22 protein-coding genes and 2 pseudogenes are annotated in these 21,070 nt (G+C 68.8%); 12 read left to right on the top strand and 12 right to left on the bottom strand.

The window, feature by feature from the left end:
• Positions 1–11: 11 nt before the first annotated feature.
• The gene (ggt, locus tag BLU08_RS10945) at positions 12–1,730 is read left to right on the top strand and encodes a gamma-glutamyltransferase (RefSeq protein ID WP_090199424.1); all 1,719 of its coding nucleotides are present in this window, start codon (positions 12–14) and stop codon (positions 1,728–1,730) included.
• A 182-nt stretch (positions 1,731–1,912) separates the two neighbouring features.
• Positions 1,913–3,736, top strand: coding sequence for a long-chain fatty acid--CoA ligase (locus tag BLU08_RS10940; protein ID WP_233996163.1), 1,824 nt, complete (start codon positions 1,913–1,915; stop codon positions 3,734–3,736).
• 22 nt (positions 3,737–3,758) lie between these two features.
• On the opposite strand, the gene BLU08_RS10935 is transcribed toward BLU08_RS10940, so the two are convergent.
• The 4 genes from BLU08_RS10935 to BLU08_RS10920 form a co-directional block, all read right to left on the bottom strand.
• A complete protein-coding gene (locus BLU08_RS10935) occupies positions 3,759–4,106 on the bottom strand; it encodes a cytochrome c (RefSeq protein WP_157674528.1) in 348 nt (115 codons plus the stop codon).
• Positions 4,107–4,263: 157 nt separating this feature from the next.
• Positions 4,264–4,755 (bottom strand): hypothetical protein, encoded by a 492-nt coding sequence (locus BLU08_RS10930; protein ID WP_172801067.1) that lies wholly within the window; start codon positions 4,753–4,755, stop codon positions 4,264–4,266.
• A 167-nt stretch (positions 4,756–4,922) separates the two neighbouring features.
• On the bottom strand, positions 4,923–5,927 hold the full coding sequence (thiS, locus tag BLU08_RS10925; RefSeq protein ID WP_304456028.1) for a sulfur carrier protein ThiS: 1,005 nt from the start codon (positions 5,925–5,927) through the stop codon (positions 4,923–4,925).
• Positions 5,928–5,978: 51 nt separating this feature from the next.
• Positions 5,979–6,389 (bottom strand): MerC domain-containing protein, encoded by a 411-nt coding sequence (locus BLU08_RS10920; RefSeq protein WP_090199418.1) that lies wholly within the window; start codon positions 6,387–6,389, stop codon positions 5,979–5,981.
• A 175-nt stretch (positions 6,390–6,564) separates the two neighbouring features.
• On the opposite strand from BLU08_RS10920, the gene BLU08_RS10915 reads away from it, so the two are divergent.
• On the top strand, positions 6,565–7,662 hold the full coding sequence (locus tag BLU08_RS10915; protein ID WP_090199416.1) for a COX15/CtaA family protein: 1,098 nt from the start codon (positions 6,565–6,567) through the stop codon (positions 7,660–7,662).
• Complete coding sequence (gene cutA, locus BLU08_RS10910) at positions 7,659–7,979, top strand: divalent-cation tolerance protein CutA (RefSeq protein WP_090199414.1); 321 nt, start codon at positions 7,659–7,661, stop codon at positions 7,977–7,979. Before BLU08_RS10915 ends, cutA begins: the two co-directional genes overlap by 4 nt.
• Before the next feature lie 220 nt (positions 7,980–8,199).
• On the opposite strand, the gene BLU08_RS10905 is transcribed toward cutA, so the two are convergent.
• On the bottom strand, positions 8,200–8,622 hold the full coding sequence (locus BLU08_RS10905) for a phage morphogenesis protein (protein ID WP_090199412.1): 423 nt from the start codon (positions 8,620–8,622) through the stop codon (positions 8,200–8,202).
• A 272-nt stretch (positions 8,623–8,894) separates the two neighbouring features.
• A pseudogene (gene istA / locus BLU08_RS10900) lies at positions 8,895–9,743 on the bottom strand (IS21 family transposase); the annotation flags it as partial.
• Between the two features lie 599 nt (positions 9,744–10,342).
• Here istA and BLU08_RS15645 point away from each other — a divergent pair.
• The 4 genes and pseudogenes from BLU08_RS15645 to rpsI form a co-directional block, all read left to right on the top strand.
• Positions 10,343–10,453: pseudogene (locus BLU08_RS15645) on the top strand (helix-turn-helix domain-containing protein); the annotation flags it as partial.
• Entirely contained in the window at positions 10,454–10,759 is a 306-nt protein-coding gene (locus BLU08_RS10895) for a hypothetical protein (RefSeq protein ID WP_233995946.1), read from the top strand.
• Between the two features lie 417 nt (positions 10,760–11,176).
• Positions 11,177–11,656 carry a 50S ribosomal protein L13 gene (gene rplM, locus BLU08_RS10890; RefSeq protein WP_090199409.1) on the top strand — a complete coding sequence of 160 codons (480 nt, stop codon included), beginning with the start codon at positions 11,177–11,179 and terminating at the stop codon, positions 11,654–11,656.
• Positions 11,656–12,186 carry a 30S ribosomal protein S9 gene (gene rpsI / locus BLU08_RS10885; RefSeq protein ID WP_090199407.1) on the top strand — a complete coding sequence of 177 codons (531 nt, stop codon included), beginning with the start codon at positions 11,656–11,658 and terminating at the stop codon, positions 12,184–12,186. Before rplM ends, rpsI begins: the two co-directional genes overlap by 1 nt.
• Positions 12,187–12,276: 90 nt before the next feature.
• Here the strand turns inward: rpsI and BLU08_RS10880 are convergent, their stop codons facing one another.
• The 3 genes from BLU08_RS10880 to BLU08_RS10870 all read right to left on the bottom strand — a co-directional run bounded on the left by BLU08_RS10880 (position 12,277) and on the right by BLU08_RS10870 (position 13,763).
• Positions 12,277–12,456, bottom strand: a complete 180-nt coding sequence (locus BLU08_RS10880; RefSeq protein WP_233995945.1) for a hypothetical protein — start codon at positions 12,454–12,456, stop codon at positions 12,277–12,279.
• Between the two features lie 173 nt (positions 12,457–12,629).
• Positions 12,630–13,415 (bottom strand): metallophosphoesterase, encoded by a 786-nt coding sequence (locus BLU08_RS10875; protein ID WP_090199403.1) that lies wholly within the window; start codon positions 13,413–13,415, stop codon positions 12,630–12,632.
• A gap of 75 nt (positions 13,416–13,490) precedes the next feature.
• Positions 13,491–13,763 (bottom strand): hypothetical protein, encoded by a 273-nt coding sequence (locus BLU08_RS10870; RefSeq protein WP_090199402.1) that lies wholly within the window; start codon positions 13,761–13,763, stop codon positions 13,491–13,493.
• A gap of 247 nt (positions 13,764–14,010) precedes the next feature.
• On the opposite strand from BLU08_RS10870, the gene BLU08_RS10865 reads away from it, so the two are divergent.
• Positions 14,011–14,334, top strand: a complete 324-nt coding sequence (locus tag BLU08_RS10865) for a UrcA family protein (RefSeq protein WP_090199400.1) — start codon at positions 14,011–14,013, stop codon at positions 14,332–14,334.
• A 121-nt stretch (positions 14,335–14,455) separates the two neighbouring features.
• Here the strand turns inward: BLU08_RS10865 and BLU08_RS10860 are convergent, their stop codons facing one another.
• The 3 genes from BLU08_RS10860 to fumC form a co-directional block, all read right to left on the bottom strand.
• The gene (locus BLU08_RS10860; RefSeq protein WP_090199398.1) at positions 14,456–15,247 is read right to left on the bottom strand and encodes a LytTR family DNA-binding domain-containing protein; all 792 of its coding nucleotides are present in this window, start codon (positions 15,245–15,247) and stop codon (positions 14,456–14,458) included.
• A gap of 18 nt (positions 15,248–15,265) precedes the next feature.
• Positions 15,266–16,567 carry a sensor histidine kinase gene (locus BLU08_RS10855; protein WP_090199396.1) on the bottom strand — a complete coding sequence of 434 codons (1,302 nt, stop codon included), beginning with the start codon at positions 16,565–16,567 and terminating at the stop codon, positions 15,266–15,268.
• Positions 16,568–16,714: 147 nt separating this feature from the next.
• Entirely contained in the window at positions 16,715–18,121 is a 1,407-nt protein-coding gene (gene fumC, locus BLU08_RS10850; protein WP_090199394.1) for a class II fumarate hydratase, read from the bottom strand.
• A gap of 314 nt (positions 18,122–18,435) precedes the next feature.
• Between fumC and BLU08_RS10845 the strand changes: the two genes are divergently transcribed.
• From BLU08_RS10845 to BLU08_RS10835, 3 genes are read left to right on the top strand one after another with little or no spacing between them, the layout of a single operon-like run.
• Entirely contained in the window at positions 18,436–19,029 is a 594-nt protein-coding gene (locus BLU08_RS10845) for a protein-L-isoaspartate O-methyltransferase (RefSeq protein ID WP_233995943.1), read from the top strand.
• Positions 19,026–20,519: a TolC family outer membrane protein gene (locus tag BLU08_RS10840; protein ID WP_369816784.1), complete on the top strand. Its 1,494-nt coding sequence runs from the start codon at positions 19,026–19,028 to the stop codon at positions 20,517–20,519. Before BLU08_RS10845 ends, BLU08_RS10840 begins: the two co-directional genes overlap by 4 nt.
• 60 nt (positions 20,520–20,579) lie before the next feature.
• The gene (locus BLU08_RS10835; protein ID WP_090199392.1) at positions 20,580–21,065 is read left to right on the top strand and encodes a DUF2497 domain-containing protein; all 486 of its coding nucleotides are present in this window, start codon (positions 20,580–20,582) and stop codon (positions 21,063–21,065) included.
• The last annotated feature ends 5 nt before the right edge of the window (positions 21,066–21,070 follow it).

Below are 21,070 nucleotides of genomic sequence, written 5' to 3'. Positions count from 1 at the left end.
CGGAGCCTTCCATGACCGATCTCCTCAAGCGCCTTGCGCCCATCCTTCTCGCTCTCGCGCTCGGCGCCTGCGCCACGCCCGAGGCTCCCGCCGCCGTCCCGGCCGCCGCGACCGAAGCTCCGCAAGGCGCCGTCAGCGCCGCCGATCCGCGCGCCGAGGCGGCGGGCCGCGCGATCCTAGCGCAGGGCGGTTCGGCGACCGATGCGGCGATCGCGGTGATGCTCGCGCTGACCGTGGTGGAGCCGCAGAGCTCCGGCATCGGCGGGGGCGGCTTCATGGTGCGGGCGGGCGAAGCGGGCGTCACCACCTTCGACGGGCGCGAGACCGCCCCGGCCGCTGCCACCCCGACCCGCTTCCTCGGGCCGGACGGCGAACCCCTCCCGCGCGACCGGCGCGTGATCTCGGGCCTCAGCGTCGGGGTGCCGGGCAACATCGCGCTCGCCGCCAAGGCCCATGCCGAGCACGGGCGGCTGGCGTGGCGCGACCTTTTCGCCCCCGCGATCGCGCTCGCCCGCGACGGCTTCGTGATGAACCGCCGCCTCCACGGCTCGCTCGCCGGGGCGCAGGGCCGGGCCGACAGGAGCGACGCGGCAAGGGCGGTCTTCTTCGGCGCGGACGGCGCGCCGCTCCCGGTGGGCACGCGCATCACCGTCCCGGCCCTCGCCCGCACGCTCGAACGGATCGCCGAGGCCGGACCCGAAGCCTTCTACGAGGACGGGGCGGAGGCGCTCGCCGCCTATGTCGCGGGGGAGACGCCGCAGGACGGGGCGATGAGCGCGGCCGACATCGCGTCCTATGCGGCGAAGCGGCGCGAGCCGGTGTGCACCGCCTATCGCGCCCACCGCGTCTGCGGCATGGGCCCGCCGTCCTCGGGCGGGATCGCGGTCGCCCAGATCCTCGGCCAGCTCGAACGCTTCGACCTCGCCGAACTGGGGCCGGAAAGCGTGACCTTCTGGCATCTCTTCCTCGAATCCCAGCGGCTCGCCTATGCCGACCGCGCGCGCTATCTCGGCGACAGCGACTTCGTGGAGGTGCCGCTCGCGGGGCTGACCGATCCCGCCTATCTCGCGCGCCGTTCGGCGCTGATCGACCCTGAAAAGGCCCTCCCCGTTGCCGAACCCGGCACGCCGCCCGGCGCTCCGCAGGCGCGCGCCGACGGGGACGAGCCGGCCGAGCGCGGGACATCCCATTTCGCCGTCGTCGATGCCGCGGGCAATGCGGTGAGCTACACCTCGACGATCGAGGGCGCGTTCGGATCGGGGCTGTTCTTCGGCGGTTTCTACCTCAACAACGAACTCACCGATTTCAGCCTCACGCCGGAGCAGGACGGTTCGCCGGTCGCCAACCGGGTCGAGGGCGGCAAGCGGCCGCGTTCCTCGATGGCGCCGACGGTGGTCTATGATCCCGCCGGCGAGATCGTCCTCGTCATCGGCGCGGCCGGCGGGACGACGATCCCCGTGCAGGTCGCGCGTTCGGTCATCGGCGTGATCGATTTCGGCCTCAGCGCGTCCGAGGCGCTTGCCCTCCCGCTCGTCATGGCGTTCGGCCCGACCGTCATCGTCGAGGAAGGCAGCGCGCTCGCCGGGATGACCGCGCGGCTGGAGGCGCTCGGCCATGACCGGATCCGCCCGGTCTCGCCCCCGCTCAAGGCGAACGCCCTGCGCCGCACGCCCGAAGGCTGGGAAAGCGCGCGCGATCCGCGGATCGAACCCAACCTCGCCTACGAATGAGGCGGCGCCCGGGGGCAGGCACGCTTGCCGCCCGGGCCTTCTGTCCCTAATTCCCTCGGCAACAGGGCCGCGAAGGCCCGATCTTGCAATCCCCGCATGGGGACGAGGAGCCCGAGCCAGTGCATTCCGCCCAACCCTCAGCTTCCGCCGCGAAGCCCGTCGCCAAGCCGACCGACCACCCGCTGCTGCGCGACATCGACGGGGCAAGGAACCTCGTCGAACTCTTCCTCAAGCGGGCCGATGCGAAGGGCGAGGCGCCGATGCTCGGGGCGAAGATCGGGGGCGAATGGCGCACCCTGTCCTGGCGCGAGGTCGCCGAACGCGTGTGCCTGCTCGCCGAAAGCCTGCGCCGGATCGGGCTTTCGGACGGGGACAAGGTCGCGCTCGTCTCGGAAAACCGGCCCGAATGGTGCATCGCCGACCTCGGCATCATGGCGGCGGGCTGCATCACCGTGCCGACCTACACCACCAACACCCGCCGCGACCACGCGCATATCCTCGACAATTCCTGTGCCCGCGCGGTGATCGTCTCCGACGCGAAGCTGCTCGGGCCGCTGGTGGGCGCGATCGGCCAGACCGGCATGATCGAACACGTCATCGGGATCGAGGACCTTCGCCGCCAGCAGGCCGGCAGTTTCGACTATCACGACTGGGCCAGCCTGACGCAGGGCGATGCCGCCGCCGCGCGGCTCGCGGTCGATGCGCGGATCGCCGGGATCGCGCGCGAGGACACCGCCTGCTTCATCTATACCAGCGGCACCGGCGGCGCGCCGCGCGGGGTGATGCAGCATCACGGCGCGATCCTGTGCAATGTCGCGGGGGCGGCCGAGGTGCTGATCGAGGATTTCGGCATCGAAGACGAACGCTTCCTGTCCTTCCTCCCGCTCTCCCACGCCTATGAACACACCGCGGGGCAATATCTCCCGATCGCGATCGGGGCGGAGATCTTCTATGCCGAAGGGCTCGAGAAGCTCGCCTCCAACATCGAGGAGACGCGGCCCACCCTGATGGTCGTCGTCCCGCGCCTGTTCGAGGTCCTGCGGACCAGGATCATGAAACAGGTCGCAAAGGAGGGGAAGGCCGCGAACTTCCTGATGGATGCGGCTCTCAGGATCGCCGGGAACGCGAAGGACGGAAAGACTCGCCTGCGCGACCGACCGCTCGATTTCCTGGTCGAGAAGACGCTGCGCCCCAAGATCCGCGCGAAGTTCGGCGGGCGGATGAAGGCAATGGTTTCGGGCGGCGCGCCGCTCAATCCCGAGGTCGGCAATTTCTTCGAGGCGATGGGCCTCACCATGCTGCAGGGCTATGGCCAGACCGAGGCCGGGCCGGTGATCGCCTGCAACCGGCCGAGGGTGGGGCTCAAGATGGACACGGTCGGCCCGCCCCTGCGCGGGGTCGAGGTGAGGATCGCGGAGGACGGCGAAATCCTGTGCCGCGGCGAGCTCGTCATGCACGGCTACTGGCAGAACGCTGCCGAAACCGCGCGCACAATCAAGCCCGACCCGGCCGATCCCGAGGGCGGTCCGTGGCTCCACACCGGCGACATCGGTGAAATCGACGCCAAGGGCCGGATCAGGATCACCGACCGCAAGAAGGACCTCATCGTCAACGACAAGGGCGACAATGTCGCGCCGCAGAAGATCGAGGGGATGCTCACGCTCCAGCCCGAGATCGCCCAGGCCATGGTGAGCGGGGACAAGCGGCCCTACGTGGTCGGCCTGATCGTGCCCGACGCCGAATGGGCGCTGGACTGGGCGCGCGCCAATGACGAGAAGTTCGACCTGAAGGCGCTGCAGGACCTGCCCGCCTTCCGCAAGGCCGTGCGCGCCGCGATCGACCGCACGAACGAGGATCTTTCGGTGATCGAGAAGGTCCGCAGGTTCGAATTCGCGGACGAGGCCTTCACCATCGAGAACGAGGAGATGACCCCCTCGATGAAGATCCGCCGCCACAAGATCCGCGAACGCTATCAGCCCCGGATCGACGGCATGTACAAGGGGTGACGCGGCGGCGGCGTCCTGCCGGTCAGTCCCGCGCCCTCAGCGCCTCGAGATAGGCGAGCAGGTTCTCGACGTCGCCTTCCTCGAACACGAAGACCGGCATTTCGGAGGTGTGGCCGAGCTTCACCCCGCGTTCGAGCGAGCCTTCGACGACCCATTCCGGCAGGCGCTTGGCCACCCGGCGCAGGGTCGGCGCGTTGGGGCTGGGCGAAACGCCGTCATCGAGTGCATGGCAGCCGGCGCAGTTCGCCTGCGCGAAATCCCGCCCTTCGGCGGCGCTTTCGGAAAGCGCGCCGGAATCGCGATCGGTCGCCCCGGCCGCGCCGGCCGCAAGGGCGAGCGCGCCTGCAAGGATGAACAGCTGCTTGGTCACGATAGGTCCTCCCGTGCCGGGCGATTAGCCCAAGCCCGCGGTCGGGCACAAGCCTGTCGCCGTTCGCGCCGCCCCCGCCAGGCCCCGGTCCGTCACGCTCCGACCCGTCACGCGCCGGTCCGTTACGGGGGGTCTTCGGCGGCGCGCTGGCGCAGGGTCAGGCTGCTTCGGCCTCCCCGACATGCTCCGGGAAGAATCGTGGCTCGGCCTTCGACCAGCCGGGCGCGGTGGCGGCGGCTTCGGAAAGGGATTGGAGCAGGACCTTGCGCCGCTCGGGGCGGATCTGGGGGAGGGCCGCCGCGGCGCAGAAGGCGGAAGGGAGGAAGGGCCGGATGTCCGCGCCGACGAGGCGTTCGTAAAGGAAACGGAAGGCCGAGAAGCTCTCGATCCGGTCCTGGCCGAGATCGAACGCGGCGATCCGCACCAGCTTGCCGATGAACCGTTCGACCGCGCCGGGGCTGCCCGCCTCGGGCAGCATCGCGCGCAGGGCCTTCAGGTCCTGATAGGCGACATATTGCCGCCGGATCGCGCGGCAGTCGGCCTCGGTCAGCCCCCACAGGCGGAAGGCGTCGCACCGGGCAAGGCCGACATCGAGGCTGCGCTTGATATAGGCCTGCTCGCGCGGGGCGAATCCGGCGAATTCGCGCATCTCGCCGATGGCGAGCGTGTTGGTGCTGGCAAGTGTCACGATCGGGGTCTCCCGTCTGGTGGGGAGAATATCGCGCAACGTGGTAAATTATGCGTTAGCCCTGCGCCTCCGGGATTCGACGCGCCGCCGCCTCCGCCCGAGGGGGACAGCGCAGCCGCGCGCGAAGGTCAGATCAGTCCGGCGAGCGGGCTGGAGGGATCGGCATAGCGGCGGCGGCCCATGCGTCCGGCGAGATAGGCCTCGCGCCCGGCCTCGACCGCGAGCTTCATCGCGCGGGCCATGCGGACCGGGTCCTTGGCCTCGGCGATGGCGGTGTTCATCAGGATGCCGTCGCAGCCCAGCTCCATGCCGACCGCCGCGTCCGAGGCCGTGCCGACGCCCGCATCGACCAGCACGGGAACCTTCGCGCCCTCGACGATGAGACGGATCGTGACCTGGTTCTGGATGCCGAGCCCCGACCCGATCGGCGCGCCCAGCGGCATGATCGCGACCGCGCCCGCGTCCTCCAGCTGCCTTGCCGCGATCGGGTCGTCGACGCAGTAGACCATCGGGGCGAAGCCTTCCTTCGCCAGCACCTCGGTCGCGCGCAACGTCTCGCGCATGTCGGGATAGAGCGTCTTGGCCTCGCCCAGCACCTCGAGCTTGACGAGATCCCAGCCCCCCGCCTCCCGCGCCAGGCGCAGGGTGCGGATCGCTTCCTCGGCGGTGAAGCAGCCTGCGGTGTTGGGGAGATAGGTGATCTTTCCGGGGTCGATGAAATCGGTCAGCATCGGCGCCGCGGGATCGGTGACGTTGACCCGGCGCACCGCGACCGTGACGATTTCGGCCCCGCTCGCCGCGACGGCGGCGGCGTTCTGTTCGAAATCCCTGTACTTGCCGGTCCCGACGATGAGCCGCGAGGTGAAGGTGCGCCCCGCGACGGTCCAGGTGTCCGCCCGGTCCGCCCCATGGTGATCCCCGCCGCCGACGAAATGGACGATCTCGAGGCTGTCCCCCTCGACCAGCACCGCCTCGCCCAGCGTCGAGCGCGGGACGATCTCGCCGTTGCGCTCGACCGCGACCTTTTCGGGCACGAGGCCCAGTTCGCGCACGAGATCGGCGATGGTCGCGGCGGGCGTGCGGCGCGGGTCGCCGTTGAGGGTGATGCTCTTGAGGGTGGTCGTCCGGGTCATGGCTGCCGACATAGGGCGCGCGGGGCGAGGCGCAACTCCCGCGTTGGCCCGTCAGCAGCAGGAGTGGCGGGAGGCCTGCAGGTTCATGAGGTGCCCGGCCGAAACCAGCACGACCCCGATGAGGGTGAGGATCGCCTCCCTCTCGCCATGCGGCACCGCCAGCGCGCCGCCCATGAAGGAAAGCCCCGTCATCGCGGTGACGAAGGGCGCGGCATGGCGGTGGCGAATCGCGCCCCAGGCGATCGTGACCGCGGCCACGACCAGCGCCAGCGCGAGCCCGACGCGGTGCACCGCCGGTTCGAACAGGAAATGCCCGCCCAGACCCATCGCCGAGACGATCGCGAGCGTGGCGATGCAGTGCACCATGCACAGCCCGGCAAGCCCGATCCCGAACTGGTCGAGCCGGCGGCGAAAGGGCGAACGGGGCGAAGCCCGGGTCGCGGAAGGGGCGTGGCGTGTCATCGGTCCTGCGTCCTGTCGGTGGCGGTCCGCATATGTGACAGGGTAACATTGTGCAAGGCTTTCCGTTCCCCGGCGCGCGGCCGCGCGCGGCACCGTGCTTTGCGGGGGGCGCATCCTGGCTTGCGGCAAACGGGCTTGCACAATCGGCGGGCGCGGCACATCTACGCGCGCGATCATGGCAACGCTTGCGCCCACCCCCGACAGCGCCCGCCCGGCCGGCGCCCCCCCGGCCGACGGGGCGCGCGCCCGCCCGCTCGCGATCGCGCGCTGGCTGTTCGTCACGGCGGGTTTCGTCGTGTGCATCGTGCTCGTCGGGGGCATCACCCGGCTGACCGAAAGCGGGCTCTCGATCACCGAATGGAACGTCGCCTCGGGCGTGCTTCCCCCGCTGACCGAAGCGCAGTGGGAGGCCGAGTTCGCGAAATACCGCGCGACTCCCGAATACCGGCTCGAAGCGAGCGTCGGCGGGATGAGCCTCGCCGACTTCAAGTTCATCTTCTTCTGGGAATGGTTCCACCGCCTGCTCGCGCGGGCCGTGGGGGCCGTCTATGCGCTCGGCCTCGCGTGGTTCTGGGTGAAGGGCGCGATTCCCGGAGGGTTCAAGCCGCGGCTCGTCGGACTGCTCGCGCTGGGCGGGCTGCAGGGGTTGTTCGGCTGGCTGATGGTGCAGTCGGGCCTTGTCGGCAACATGACCGACGTGAGCCATTTCCGCCTCTCGCTCCACCTTCTGACCGCGCTCGCGCTGCTCGCCGGGCTGGTGTGGACCGCGCTCGACATGCGGCGGCTGGCGCGCGACCCCGCGGCGCGGCCCGCCCCGCTGACCGGCGGGAGCGCGCTGGTCGCGTTCGTGCTGTTCGTGCAATTGCTGCTCGGCGCGTGGGTCGCCGGGCTCAACGCGGGCCATGCCGCCTATGACTGGCCGCTGATGAACGGACGGCTGGTGCCCGCGATCGACTGGTCCTCGGGCGTGGTCTGGACGCTGACGCACGATCCCTTCCTGCTGCAATGGCTGCACCGCTGGTGGGCGTGGGTCGCGGTCGCCGCGCTCGTCTGGCTCGCCCGGCGGGTGCGCAAGGCCGACCGGCGCGCCTCGCTCGCGGTCCACACGGCCTTCGGGACCATGGTGCTGCTCGGCATCGCGACCGTCATGACCGAGGTTTCGCTCTGGGTCGCCGCGGCGCACCAGCTGGTCGGCGCGCTGACGGTCGCCGCGACGGTCTGGGCGATGCACGTCGACGGGATCGCGCGGCGCCGGTCCGCCGCTGCCGCATGACCGCGGCGCTCGCCTACGCGCCCTTCCCCGACCGCGACAGCGCGCGCGCGATCGCGGGCACGCTGCTCGCCGAAAGACGGATCGCCTGCGCCAACATCCTCGGCGCGGTCGAATCGGTCTTCGAATGGCAGGGCGCGCGCGCGAGCGAGGAAGAGGTCGGCGTGCTGTTCAAGACGACCGCGGCCGCGCTCCCCGCGCTGATCGAGCGTCTGGCCGAACTCCATCCCTATGATACGCCGGCGATCCTCGGGTGGCACTGCGATGCGGGCCATCCGGCGACGCTGGACTGGCTGGGTGCGACCGTCGCGTCGGGCTAGACGCCGCGTCGAGGAACGGCGCCCGGCCGCAGGGAAGTGGCCGATCATGCCGGGCAAGGACGGCAAGGGACACCCGCCGCGCGCCCGAAACCTGGCGGATGGAACGCGGTAGAGAGGACCATAGAGATTGGCGTTGAAGGAGGCTGAATACCGGGATTGTCCGGGTTTGCCCGGAATTTCGCGGTCGGATTGGCGTTCGAACTTGACCCTGATCAAAGCCTCATGAACGCTGTTCGAAGGCCTTTCGAATGTTCTTCACGAGGTTCGGATATTGAGCATCGGCGGCGGGTCTGAGGTAGGGCCTCGCAGGGATCGTCACGGATTGCACCATCCGCACACTGCCGTCCGGCTGGGGGATTGCCAGGGCCTTCGCCCGGACCGGCACGATGACGCCGCCCAGCTCGTGAATGAGCGCATATTCGACATCCTGCGAGCCCCACACTCCCTTCGCGCCGCCCGGCACATCATGAGCATACTCGGCGACCGCTATCGAGGGTTCGAGGGTGTGCTGATCGTTCTTCCACGTGTGGTTATTCTTCGCATGGACGACGCAATCCGCCATCGTCGCGTTCATGCCCTCTTTGACTGCCGCGCGCATCTTCTTCGTGATCGCGTCGCCGTTCCATTTGAGGCTGCTGGACATCGCTGGGTGTGATCCTTCGTGACGATCGCGAGCTATTCGAGCGGCCCGCGATCGAGTTTCTGCCAAATGCGGTGGAGGGCGCTACGGCTGGGGGTTCGATCGGGACCGAATTGAGCCCGCAGCTCGGCTACGGCCTGGTCAATCGTTCGCTTGCGGTGAAGGCGGATAATCGCCTCCCTTACGGGATCGTCGTGCCAGCAATCCGGGAACCTGAGGTGTCAATCGGCGTTCAATCGGGACCCCCTATCGGCGCGCAAAAGGGACCCCTCTGCGGTTGCGGCCCATCTCAGGCACTCAGCTTCCAGCCACCCGTTGAGCTCCTCGATGCTGGCAAAGCGCAGGCGAGGCTGGAAGAAGCGGCCTCGGATGGTCTGAACTTGGTGTTCAACCTGACCCTTCTCCCACCCCGCCGCCGGGGAGCAGGCCGTGGGCTCGACCATGTAATGATCGGCCATGACCAGAAAGCGGCGGTTGAACACCCGCTCCTTGCCGACGAACACGGTGGTAACCGCGGTCTTCATGTTATCGTAGATGCCGCGCAGGGGCACGCCGCCGAAGAAGGCAAAGCCCCGCGCATGGGCGTCGAACACCATCTCCTGCGTCTCGCGCGGATAGGCCCTGACGTAGACCGCGCGCGACGCGCACAGCCGCATCTGCGCCACCTTCACCCGCATCGGCTTGCCCGCGATCTCCACATCCTCGTGGCTCCAGTCGAACTGGTAGGCCTCGCCAGGCTTGAACATGAGCGGGATGAAGGCAGGCGCCCCATCACCCGCATCCTTGCGCCGCGCTTCCGTCCAGCGCCGGGCGTAACGTCGGACCGCGTCGTAAGAACCTTCGAACCCCTCACGGCAAAGCAGATCATGGATCCGGGTCATGCGCAGCCGATCGCGCCGGGGCCGGGCCTCGTTCTCCGTCAGCAGCACGTCGAGCCGCTCCTGAAACGGTCCAAGCCGGGGCAGCGGCTGAACCGTGCGGCGATAATCAAATGCGCCTTCCGGCGCTCGGATCGCCTTGCGCACCACCTTGCGCGACAACCGCAGATCCCGCGCAATCGCCTTGATCGCCTTCCCGCCCGCGTGCTCCCGCCGAATCCGAACAACCGTCTCCACAACCAACATCCCGATCTCACCACCTGGAAAACCAGGCAGCCTGCTACACCATCAGAATGAGGGGTCCCTTTTAGACGCCGATCACCCCGCTAACGGGGTCCCTTTTGCACGCCGTTCCACAGCCTTCGCCTCCTGAGAGACCATTGAGGCGGCTTTGAAAGGCCTCTGGAAGGCTCGAAAGAAGGACCTCATAGCGAGTGCCTGAGCGGCCTCCCCTTCCCTTCACCTTCCGGACCTTGCCCCTTGCCCCCTGCCATGGCCTGCGCTCTGCGAAACCCTTCAACACCCGGCGCGCTTGCCGATCGGTGATGCCAGCCGCATCAGCGAATTCGAGCGAGGAGAGCCAGCGACTCATGAGCGGTGTGAGCCCGACGCGCGCGCGATTTCCATGCGCTTTTTGCGGGCGAGGGGGCCGTTGCGCTGGCCCCTGAGGATGCGATGGGCGTTGGCCGGATCGAGGTTATTGGAGCGGCACCATTCGGCCAGCGTCGTGCCCTGGCGAATGAAATCTCCCCTCACCTTGCGAAGTAGGCTATCGCTGCCCTCAAGTTCGGATTTGCAAGGGTCCATATGGAAGCTCTTCTGTAACCGTCGATGATCTCGTTTCCTTGCTCCGGTGCCGGACGGATCAGCAGCTCGCGAACAAGCTGGGCCTGAGCCGATCGACGATTTCGCAGTGGCGGAGAAGAGGGGCAGTCCCCAGGCACTGGGACTTCCTCATGCAGCTTCATTCGATCGAGGCGGATTCTCTCGCTGCTCGGCGGCGCATTTTCGGTGAAGGGGACGGTTATTACATTCACATGGCCGCAATCGCCGTCCTAGAGCGATCGCAGCTCGATTGGCCTATGCTGGAGCCCCACGCGCGGGCCGCTCAAATCGAGGATCGGTTATTGCGCGCTGCAAGCTACATCGTCGAAGTGCTCGGCGATCGTCCCCTGAAGCTATATTATGACTATGAGGGGTTGGTGCGGGAACTCATGGCACAGGAGCACCAGGAGGCGTTGCGGGAACGCCTCACGCCATAATGTCCGCAAAATGTCCGCAATGCTCCGAGACTCGGGGATTTCTGCGGTTTTTGATTGCGGACACGTGGATCATAGAGATTGGCGCTGCATTCGCTTCTATGCCTTGTGTTTCCGCCGTCCGCGCTCATTTTTCCCCGCTGATTGCGGACATTCTCCAGCGCCAATCTGTTTGGGCCGCTCCATCACTCCCGTCCGGGAATCGCGGCGGTATCATTTTACCTCTCTCGCAAGGCCCTGTTTCGCTTGACTTGGCAAGGGCGAGGCGACAAATGGCCGCACGTTCGCCGCCCGGCAGGGCACGGCCCGGTCCGATTCGACCGGCCGTCCTCCGGTTCCGCCCCGTTCGGGGCCGGGATCGCAGGCCTCGCCCGGCGGCCCGCATACCCCTACCCCCTAAAGCCAAGGGACACGAAAGCCATGAAGGCGCTCAGCAAGCAGACCCGGTCGATCAAACCGGCCGAGGTCGAGAAGAAATGGCACCTGATCGATGCCGAGGACCTCGTCGTGGGCCGCCTCGCCTCGATCATCGCCAACATCCTGCGCGGCAAGACCAAGCCGAGCTACACCCCGCACGTCGACTGCGGCGATCACGTGATCGTCATCAATGTCGACAAGGTGAAGTTCACCGGCAAGAAGACGCAGGACAAGCGTTACTACAAGCACACCGGCTATATCGGCGGGATCAAGGAAACGAGCCCGGCCAAGGTGCTCGAAGGCCGCTTTCCCGAACGCGTGCTGGAAAAGGCGGTCGAGCGGATGATCCCGCGCGGCCCCCTCGGGCGGCAGCAGATGAAGGCGCTGCACCTCTATGCCGGGACCGAGCATCCCCATGCCGGGCAGAATCCGCAAGTGCTCGACGTCGCTTCGATGAACCGCAAGAACAAGGTCACCGCGTAATGGCTGACGACAAGAACACCGTGTCCGACCTGTCGGAACTCAAGGACATCACCGGTGACGCGCCCGAAGCGGACGCCGCCGAGATCGCCGAGAACCGGGCGGTGCAGCCCTCCGCCCCGCTGCGCGAGCAGGAGCTCGACGCGCAGGGCCGCGCCTACGCCACCGGCCGCCGCAAGGACGCGGTCGCGCGCGTCTGGATCAAGCCCGGCACCGGCAAGGTCACCGTCAACGGCAAGGACCAGGAAGTCTACTTCGCCCGTCCGACCCTGCGGCTCATCATCAACCAGCCCTTCGCGATCACCGAGCGCGACGGCCAGTACGACGTGATCGCCACGGTCCGCGGCGGCGGGCTTTCGGGTCAGGCCGGCGCGGTCAAGCACGGCGTGAGCCAGGCGCTCGCCAAGTACGAGCCGGCGCTGCGCGGCATCGTCAAGTCGGCCGGCTTCCTCACCCGCGACAGCCGCGTGGTCGAGCGCAAGAAGTACGGCAAGGCCAAGGCCCGCCGCAGCTTCCAGTTCTCGAAGCGCTGATCCGCTCCGCCAGAACCGTCTTGCGAAAGGGGGCGGCTTCCCGGTCGGGGAGCCGCCCCTTTTTCCGTCCGGGGCGACGCGTGCCCGCGCTCAGCGCTGGAGCAGGGTCAGCCCCCAGAACAGCCCGCTGCCCGAAACGAACATCGGCCAGGACCAGAACATGCGGTAATCGCCCACCTCGAGCGCCTCGACCCCGAGCCGCCCGCCGGTCGCCCCCTGCGAGCCGAGCACGAGCGCCACGCAGCCCGTGACGATTGCGCCAAAGACCATTGCCTTCAACATGACCATCGCCTCCCCCGTCCGCGCGGACGGGTATCGGTTGCACATCCCATTCCCGGATAGGGCGGACCCTGCCGGTCCGCCGCGGTCCGGCACGTCGCCGAACATGGCCAAGAAACCCTTAACGCGGCCGTGACGGGCAGGGTTAAGGTGAATTCAGGGTTTCAAGAGGCGAGCGCCGCGGGCGGCGCGTCCGATCCGGGGATCGCCCCTGCCGCCACGCGCAATTCGCATTCGATCCGCCCGCCCCGCTCGCAGCGCAGCACGCGGTAGGACGGCGGCACGCCCCCGCGCAGCCGGGTCGAGAGCGTGCCCGCGCCGATCATCCGCAGGCGCTGCCCCGCCCGTTCGCGCCATTCGTCGAAGGGCACGTGGACATGGCCCGACAGGACCGCGACCGCCCCCGCGGCGGCGAGGGCGGCGAAGGCGGCATCGCCGCCGATCGTCGGGTTGCGCGCCCCGTTTTCGGGGCCGAGCAGCGGGTGATGCGCGGTCACGATCACGCAGCGCGGATCGCCTTCGAGGCGCTTCAGCGCGGCCAGCGTCTCCTCCAGCGCGCGGCGCGTGACCACCCCGTCCGACCAGGGAAAGCGCCGCTGCGCACGCACCGTGGTGTTGAGCGGGACGAGCACGACATCGCGCGATTCGAAGCTCCGCCCGAGCGCCGCGCGCAGGCGGCGGTAGCGCCGGTGGGGATCGGTGAATCGTTCCCACAGGTTGTAATAGGGCAGATCGTGATTGCCCGGATCGACCAGCACCGGCAGGCCGAGCGAATCGAACCAGCGCGCCGCGGCTTCGTATTCGCGGTGCTTCGCGCGCTGGGTGAGATCGCCGGTGCACACCAGCGCGTCCGGCCGCTCGCGCGCGATCGCTTGCTCCACCGCGGCGAGCGCGGCGCGGTTCTCGCTCCCGAAATGAATGTCGCTGACATGGAACAGCGTCGTCGTCATGGCCCCTCACCCCGTGCGCCCATGGCCGCGGGGCATCATGGCCCCGGCAGGGGGAGCGATGCAACCGCTTCGGGCTCAGACGCGTCCGGTCAGGATCAGCCAGGCGGCAAGCCCGTTGAGCGCGCTGTAGGCGCCATAGGCCCAGGCGAGCGCGGGCCAGCCATTGGCGGTCAGCAGCATCGCCACCACCAGCACGATGAATTCCGCGACCAGCGTCAGCCGCCGCCCGAGCCAGCCGATCGTCTGCGGGATCTGCCCGATCAACGGGTGGCCGCTTTCGAGCACGGCGCGGTGAAGCGCGAAATTGCCGATGCCGAGACAGAAGATCATGAGGACGCCGAACCACATCGCCCCGTTATGGCGCAGACGCCGGTCGGCTGGAAAGTGCCATTTGTCGCGGATGCAGCAGCATTGGTCGGGGGCGCAGGCCTTTCATCGACGATTGCGGGCGTTTTCGTCGAGCCGCGATGGAGCAGGGCGGCGTGGTGCTTTACCGCTCTAATACAGCAGGGCACGGCAACCCCCGATCGCTCCCGCCCCCGAACCGGGAGCTTGCCCCCAACCCCCGGCCGGCCCTGCCAGGAGGAGAAATGCCATGAAGACCCTTGTCCCCAACGCCCTCGCTCTCGCCGCCGCTTTCGGCCTCGCCATCGCGGCCGGCCCCGCGCTTGCCGGCGGTTCGGCCGAACGCAACACGATGGAAATCAGCTTCGCCGACCTCGATCTCGACACGCCCGAGGGCCAGATGACGCTCGAGCGCCGGATCGAACGCGCCGCGCGCGATGTCTGTCGCTATGACCGGATGCAGACCGGGACCCGGATCCAGTCGAGGGCCGCAAAGGAATGCTACGAAAAGGCCAGGGCCAGCGCCCGGCAGCAGGTCGCGGCCCATGCCGCGAAGCAGCGCCGCGGCGTCTGAGCCGAGCGCCCCTGTTGATCCGAGCGCTCCTGTCCCCCAGCCCCGACCGGGGACAGCCCGCGAAGGCCCGAACCCCTCCCATCCGGGGGTTCGGGCCTTTTTCGCAAGGACCCTCGCGCGATCAGCGGCCGGCCATCGCCTTGACCCTCGCAAGATAGGTCCGCCCGATCCTCAGCGCCTCGCCGTTCTCCAGTTCCGCCGACCACACGCCGAGCCCGTCGTGGCGCAGGCCGCGGATGTTGTCGCGCTTGAGGATGGTCGAGCGGTGGATGCGGATGAACTTGTCCGGGTCGAGCCGGGCCTCGAGGCCCGCGATCGTCTGCAGCAGCAGGTAGGAGCGCGATGCCTCCCCGGCCTCGCCCGGATCGCCGACGTGGAGCCGGACATAGTCGCGTTCGGCGTCGATCCGGTGGACTTCGTCGATATCGATCCGCAGCAGTTCGGAGCGGTGCGGCACCCACAATTCCTCGAGCCACTCGCTTTTCGCCTTGTGCCCGGGGCCGCCGCCCCCGTCCCCCCGTTCGCCCCGGCGCGCGACCGCGCGTTCGATCGCGCGTTCGAGCCGGTCGGCGGCGACGGGTTTGAGGACATAGTCGATCGCCTCGAGGTCGAAGGCCTCGACCGCGAAATGGTCGTGCGCGGTGACGAAGATCACCGCGGGCGCGTTCGCGGTCCCGGCGAGGGCGCGGGCGACGCCCAGCCCGTCGAGTTCGGGCATGGTCATGTCGAGCAGCACGAGGTCGGGGGCGAGCTTCTCGGCGAGGCGCAGCGCGGCGGCCCCGTCGCTTGCCGTGCCGACCACGCGGATCGCGGAGATCTCGGCGCAGAGCACCTGGATGCGCTCGACCGCGAGCGGTTCGTCGTCGACGATCAGGGTGCGAAGGGCTGGATTGGCGGTATTGCTGTCGGACATGCTCGGCCTTCGGACTGCCTATGCCTTGCGCCGCGCCCGCGCGAAAGCGGGGCGGGACAGGGGAATGCGGATCTCGGTGCGGTAGCCGCCCGGAACCGGCGCGGAGGTGAAACCGATATCCGGGCCGAAGCGCGCCTCCAGCCGGTCGCGCACATTGGCGAGCCCGATGCCGAAGCCGTGCAGCCTTTCGTCCGGCACGCCCGGCCCGTCGTCGCTCACCGTGATCACCAGCCGGCCGGCTTCCTCGCGCGCGGCGACCGTGATCGTCACCCGGCACGACACGGCGGAAACCGCGTACTTGACCGAATTCTCGACCAGCGGCTGGAGGATCATGCCCGGCACGCGCGCCTCGGCGAGGTCATCGGGCAGGTCGAAGACGCAGACCAGCCGTTCGGGAAAGCGCACCGCCTCGATATCGAGGTACAGCTTCTGCAGGTCGAACTCGTCGGCGAGCGGCACGTCGCTGGTCGGTTCGTCGGCGAGGGAGTGGCGGTAGAAGCGGCTGATCGTCTGGATCATCCGCTCGGCCCGGTCGCCCTTGCCGGTCATGACGAGGGCGGAGAGCGAATTGAGCGTGTTGAACAGGAAATGAGGGTTCACCTGGTACCGCAGGCTGCGCAGCTCCGCCGCCCTCGCCGCGTTCCTGAACTGCTGTTCGCGCCGCTCGGCCGCGCGGGCCTGGTACCCGGCGAGCAGCGCGAAATAGGTCGATGCCCAGGCGAGCAGCAGGAAATAGCGCCCGAGCGCGATGTCGAGCAGCTTGCGCCAGAAATCGACGCTCGTTTCGGCGGGCGCGATGATGATGCTTTCGGATTCGACGATGTCCTCGCCCGCGCCCGCAGCGCGGCCGGGCTCGGCCGGGCTGATCCGCCGCACCGGCACGTCGATCAGCAGGTTCCCGGCCTCGTCGCGCCGCAGGTTGATGTTGTTCTTGCGCGCGTATTCGGCCTCCTGCGCGGCCTGGATGTCCTCGAACACCAGCTGGTTCACGTGCCCGATCGCCATCGCCACGGGAAAGGCGAAGACGATCGCGGCGGAGATTTTCACCCACAGCGGGCGCTGGTCGAACAGGCGCAGGATGAACCACAGGACCACCGTGAAGCCGACGCCGAGCGCGGTGACCAACAGCCGGCGCCAGGCCATTTCGAACTGGAGCCCGAAATCCATCACCACGCTGCGCACCGTGATCAGGACGAAATAGGTCGCCCACAGCACGACCATCGAAACGAGGACGGTGCGGAAAGGCACGCTGACCTCTTCCCTGCGGGCGGGCGGGCGCGCGGAGGTTTCGCTGCCGACGGGGTTCAGGAAGGAGGCCATGGCGAGCACGAGACATAGCGCCGCCGGCACGCACGCGCCATCGGCGCCCGTCCCGATCGTCGGACCGGATGGCGCATTGGTCGAATGCGGTTCATCGCGGGGCAGGGAAGGAGGGCGCGCGCATCCGCCCTCCCGCCCCGATCCCCGTCAGGCGCGCGGCCTGATCATGTCGGCGGGCACGACCCACTGCGCAAACTGCTCTTCGGTGATGAGGCCGAGATCGAGCGCCGCCTCCTTCAGCGTCGTCCCTTCGGCATGGGCCTTCTTGGCGATCTTGGCCGCGTTGTCGTAGCCGATATGCGGGTTCAGCGCGGTGACCAGCATCAGGCTCTCGTTGAGGAGCCTGGCGATCCGCTCCTCGTTCGCCTCGATCCCGGTCACGCAATTGTCGGTGAAGGCGTGGGCGGCATCGCCGATCAGCTTCATCGACTGGAGCACGTTGTAGATCATCACCGGCTTGAACACGTTGAGTTCGAGATGCCCGTGCGAACCCGCCACGGTCACCGCCGTGTGGTTGCCCATCACCTGCGCGCAGACCATCGTCATCGCCTCGCACTGGGTCGGGTTGACCTTGCCCGGCATGATCGAGGAGCCCGGCTCGTTCGCGGGCAGGCTGATCTCGCCCAGGCCGCAGCGCGGGCCGGAGGCGAGCAGGCGGATGTCGTTCGCGATCTTCATCAGGCTGACCGCGACGACGTTGAGCGCGCCGGAGACCTCGACCATGGCGTCATGCGCGGCGAGCGCTTCGAACTTGTTGGGCGCGGTGACGAAGGCGTGGCCGGTTTCCCCGGCCACCTGCGCGGCGAATTCCTCGGCGAAGCCCGCCTTGGAATTGATCCCGGTGCCGACCGCCGTGCCGCCCTGCGCCAGTTCGAGCAGGCGCGGCAGCGCCGCCTCGATCCGGGCGATGCCGTATTCGACCTGCCTCGCATAGCCCGAGAATTCCTGGCCGAGCGTGAGCGGGGTCGCGTCCTGCAGGTGGGTGCGACCGATCTTGACGATCTCGGCAAAGGCCTTCGCCTTGGCGTCCAGCGCCCCGTGCAGCTTCTCCAGCGCCGGGATCAGGTGCCCGATCGCCTCGCTCGCCGCGGCGATGTGCATGGCGGTGGGGAAGGTGTCGTTCGAGGACTGCCCCATGTTGCAATGGTCGTTGGGATGGACCGGGTCCTTGCCGCCCTTCCGGCCGGTCAGGATCTCGTTCGCGCGGCTCGCGATCACCTCGTTCGCGTTCATGTTGGACTGGGTGCCCGATCCGGTCTGCCACACCACCAGCGGGAACTGGTCGGCGAGCGTCCCGTCGATCACCTCGCGCGCCGCCTGGACGATCGCCTCGCCCAGCTTCGCATCGAGCACGCCCAGCTTCATGTTGGCCTTCGCCGCCGAGAGTTTCTGGATGCCGAGCGCGCGCACCAGCGCCGACGGCATCCGTTCGCCGCCGATCGGGAAGTTGACGATGCTGCGCTGCGTCTGGGCGCCCCAGTGGACATCCGCCGGAACCGCCACCTCGCCGAGCGAATCGGTCTCGATCCGCACGTCCTGCCCATTGCCCGTCATGTCACTCATCGAAGCCATCCCTGTGTAAGTCGAAAACAATCCCCCGGGTCCCGCCCGCGCGCCTAAAGCACCCGGCAGCGGGCGCTGGCAAGAGCGCAGTTCACCCCTGCGGGCCGGATCCCCGTCACATTCGTCCGCGAAGTCCCTTTAATCCGCGCCCGCCGGGGGCTACGGGCGGGGCCGAAGAGCTTGACGTGCTGTATTGTGTTCCTAATACAGCTTTCGGAGTTGACATGAGCAAGACTGAAACCCTGCAGGCTGAACGGAAACAGCCGCAAGAAACGCAACAGACGCAACAGACGAGGGCGAACGGAATGAACGGCCCCGATACCACCGAGGCGCGGCGCTTCATGATCAAGAGCCAGCTTCGCACCAGCGGGGTCAACGACGAGGTGACGCTCGCGCGGATGCGCGATGTCCCGCGCGAGGATTTCCTGCCGCCCGAAAAGGCCGCGCTGGCCTATATCGACCGGTCGGTGCCGCTCGCCGGCGGAGGCGCGCTGGCCGCGCCGCTGTTCTACGGCAAGGCGCTGGTCGAGGCCGCCGCGCGGCGCGACGACCGGGCGCTGGTGGTCGAGAACGGCACCGGCTACCTCGCCGAACTGGTACGCCCGCTGGTCGGCGCGCTCGAGGTGACAGGCGCCGCCGAGGCCGCCGGGGGCAAGGTCCCGGGCGATGGCGATTTCACCCTCGTCCTGATCGACGGGGCGATCGAGCAGCTGCCCGACAGCCTCGCCGCGCGCGTCGCCGAAGGGGGCCGGGTGGTCGGCGGGCTGGTCCTGCGCGGGGTCACGCGGCTCGCCTCGGGCCGCAGGATCGCCGGGCGAGTCGCCTTCATGCCGGTCGAGGATCTCGGCATCCCCGTCCTCTCCGCCTTCGCCAAGCCCAAGGGCTGGTCCTTTCCGTGAGTCCCCCCACCGTCCCCGCGCCGCGACGCGCGCTGCGGCGCGTCGCAGGCCTCGCCGCGCTCGGCGTCGCGCTCGCGTCGGCCCCGGCGCAGGCGGACACCCTGCGCGATGCGCTCGCGGCCGCCTACAACACCAACCCGACGCTTGCCGGGGCGCGGGCGAACCAGCGCGCCACGGACGAGGAGGTGCCGATCCAGCGCGGGCAGGGCCTGCCCAGCCTCAACGCGACCGCCACCCATATCGAGTTCATCCGCCAGTCGGCCAACGCCTTCGCCCCGCCCGAACGCAACCTCGGCGTCAACGCGCAGCTCAACGTGCCGATCTACCAGGGCGGGCGCATCCGCAATTCGATCCGCGCGGCCGAGGAACGGGTCGAGGCCGGGCAGGCTGACCTGCGCGGCGCGGAAAGCGCGCTGTTCAGCCAGACCGTCGCGGCCTACATGGACGTGCTGCGGACCGAGGCGCTCGCCGGGCTCGCGACGAACCAGGTCGAAGTGCTCGAGGTGACGCTCTCGGCGACGCGCGACCGGTTCGAGATCGGCGACACCACGCTGACCGACGTGGCGCAGGCCGAAAGCCGCCTCGCGCTGGCCGAGGGCGACCTTCGCAACGCGCTCGCCAACCTCGCGTCCGCGCGCGAGACCTATATCGAACTGGTCGGACTCCCGCCCGAGGACCTCGAGGCGCCCCCGCCGCTGCCCAACCTGCCCGACAGCGTGGGCAAGGCGGTGGTCACCGCGCTCGAGAACAATCCCGACCTCATCGCCGCGCGCGAGCGGGCCGAGGCGGCGGGCTTCGACACCGAGGTCGCCGGCTCGGGCCGCCTGCCCACGATCGCGTTCTTCGCCAATGGCGACTATTCCGACTTCTTCGGAACGCTGCGGAGCAATTTCCCCGGCCTCGTCCAGCGCGAGGTCACCGCCAATGCCGGGGTGCGCCTTACCATCCCGATCTTCCAGGGCGGCGTCCCCGCCGCGCGCCAGCGCCAGGCAGGCGCGCGCGAAAGCGCGGCGCTCGAACAGATGATCCAGACCGAGCGCAACGTCATCTCCCAGGTCCGCGCCGCCTATGCCAGCTGGCAGGCCTCGCTCGCGGTGATCGAAAGCTCGAGGTCCGCGGTCGAGGCGGCCGAGCTGAGCCTCGAAGGCGTGCGCGCGGAAAACTCGATCGGCAACCGCACGATCCTCGACGTGCTCAACGCCGAACAGGAGCTCGTCTCGGCCCGCGCCCAGCTCGTCACCGCGCGGCGCAACGCCTATGTCGCGGGCTTCAGCCTGCTCGCCGCGATGGGCCGGGCCGAGGCGCGCGACCTCAACCTCGACACCGGCGGGCCGCTCTACGATCCGACCGTCAATTACGAACGGGTCCGCGGCCGCATCTGGGACTGGGACCGCGATCCCGAACCGCAGGCGGAATCGACCCGGACCGTTGACATTCCCGCCGCCGACGCGACATTCGGCCCCGTGCTGGAGCCCGGCGAACGCCAGTAGGTCCCGATTCGGGACAGGTTCGCAAGCGGCTCGCAGTTCGGGTCACGAATCGAGGCGAAGATGGCGAACAGCGGCGAAGCGTCGGTCGAGGAAATCCTGGAATCGATCAAGAAGGTGATCGCGCGCGACAATCGCGAAGACGCGCTGCAGGCACGCCGCCGGCTCGAAGCGGGCGCGGAGCGGGCGGAATTCGCCGCGCGGACGCGCCCGGCCGAAGACGGCCGCGAGGACGTGCTCGACCTTTCCGACATGGACCTCGCCGAATCGGACAGCGGCGGGGAGGATCCCTCGCGCCAGGAAGACGACGCCCCGCTGATCGCCGAGAAGGTGCGCGGCGCGATGCAGGAAAACCTCGCCGCGCTCGCCATGCTCGCCGAACCGGGCGCGCGCCCGCAGATCGTCCGTTCGGGCGAAACCTCGCTCGAAGGCATGGTGCGCGAAATGCTCCGCCCGATGCTGGCCAGGTGGCTCGACGAGAACCTGCCCGGCATGGTAGAGAAGATGGTGCAGGCCGAAATCGCGCGGATCGCGGGCAAGCGCCGCTGACCCGG

This window comes from Erythrobacter sp. HL-111, from assembly GCF_900105095.1.
Taxonomy (GTDB): Bacteria; Pseudomonadota; Alphaproteobacteria; order Sphingomonadales; family Sphingomonadaceae; genus Erythrobacter.
Note: the sequence above shows the minus strand (reverse complement) of the source record. Positions and strands in the feature narration are given on the sequence as shown.

What these genes read in the sequence shown, in the direction of transcription:
- ggt (WP_090199424.1), top strand. Translation starts at nt 12, where the DNA reads ATGACCGATCTCCTCAAGCGCCTTGCGCCCATCCTTCTCGCTCTCGCG.
- BLU08_RS10930 (WP_172801067.1), bottom strand. Translation starts at nt 4,755, where the DNA reads ATGCGCGAATTCGCCGGATTCGCCCCGCGCGAGCAGGCCTATATCAAG.
- thiS (WP_304456028.1), bottom strand. Translation starts at nt 5,927, where the DNA reads ATGACCCGGACGACCACCCTCAAGAGCATCACCCTCAACGGCGACCCG.
- BLU08_RS10920 (WP_090199418.1), bottom strand. Translation starts at nt 6,389, where the DNA reads ATGACACGCCACGCCCCTTCCGCGACCCGGGCTTCGCCCCGTTCGCCC.
- BLU08_RS10915 (WP_090199416.1), top strand. Translation starts at nt 6,565, where the DNA reads ATGGCAACGCTTGCGCCCACCCCCGACAGCGCCCGCCCGGCCGGCGCC.
- cutA (WP_090199414.1), top strand. Translation starts at nt 7,659, where the DNA reads ATGACCGCGGCGCTCGCCTACGCGCCCTTCCCCGACCGCGACAGCGCG.
- BLU08_RS10905 (WP_090199412.1), bottom strand. Translation starts at nt 8,622, where the DNA reads ATGTCCAGCAGCCTCAAATGGAACGGCGACGCGATCACGAAGAAGATG.
- BLU08_RS10895 (WP_233995946.1), top strand. Translation starts at nt 10,454, where the DNA reads ATGCAGCTTCATTCGATCGAGGCGGATTCTCTCGCTGCTCGGCGGCGC.
- rplM (WP_090199409.1), top strand. Translation starts at nt 11,177, where the DNA reads ATGAAGGCGCTCAGCAAGCAGACCCGGTCGATCAAACCGGCCGAGGTC.
- rpsI (WP_090199407.1), top strand. Translation starts at nt 11,656, where the DNA reads ATGGCTGACGACAAGAACACCGTGTCCGACCTGTCGGAACTCAAGGAC.
- BLU08_RS10880 (WP_233995945.1), bottom strand. Translation starts at nt 12,456, where the DNA reads ATGGTCTTTGGCGCAATCGTCACGGGCTGCGTGGCGCTCGTGCTCGGC.
- BLU08_RS10875 (WP_090199403.1), bottom strand. Translation starts at nt 13,415, where the DNA reads ATGACGACGACGCTGTTCCATGTCAGCGACATTCATTTCGGGAGCGAG.
- BLU08_RS10870 (WP_090199402.1), bottom strand. Translation starts at nt 13,763, where the DNA reads ATGTGGTTCGGCGTCCTCATGATCTTCTGTCTCGGCATCGGCAATTTC.
- BLU08_RS10865 (WP_090199400.1), top strand. Translation starts at nt 14,011, where the DNA reads ATGAAGACCCTTGTCCCCAACGCCCTCGCTCTCGCCGCCGCTTTCGGC.
- BLU08_RS10860 (WP_090199398.1), bottom strand. Translation starts at nt 15,247, where the DNA reads ATGTCCGACAGCAATACCGCCAATCCAGCCCTTCGCACCCTGATCGTC.
- BLU08_RS10855 (WP_090199396.1), bottom strand. Translation starts at nt 16,567, where the DNA reads ATGGCCTCCTTCCTGAACCCCGTCGGCAGCGAAACCTCCGCGCGCCCG.
- fumC (WP_090199394.1), bottom strand. Translation starts at nt 18,121, where the DNA reads ATGACGGGCAATGGGCAGGACGTGCGGATCGAGACCGATTCGCTCGGC.
- BLU08_RS10845 (WP_233995943.1), top strand. Translation starts at nt 18,436, where the DNA reads ATGAACGGCCCCGATACCACCGAGGCGCGGCGCTTCATGATCAAGAGC.
- BLU08_RS10835 (WP_090199392.1), top strand. Translation starts at nt 20,580, where the DNA reads ATGGCGAACAGCGGCGAAGCGTCGGTCGAGGAAATCCTGGAATCGATC.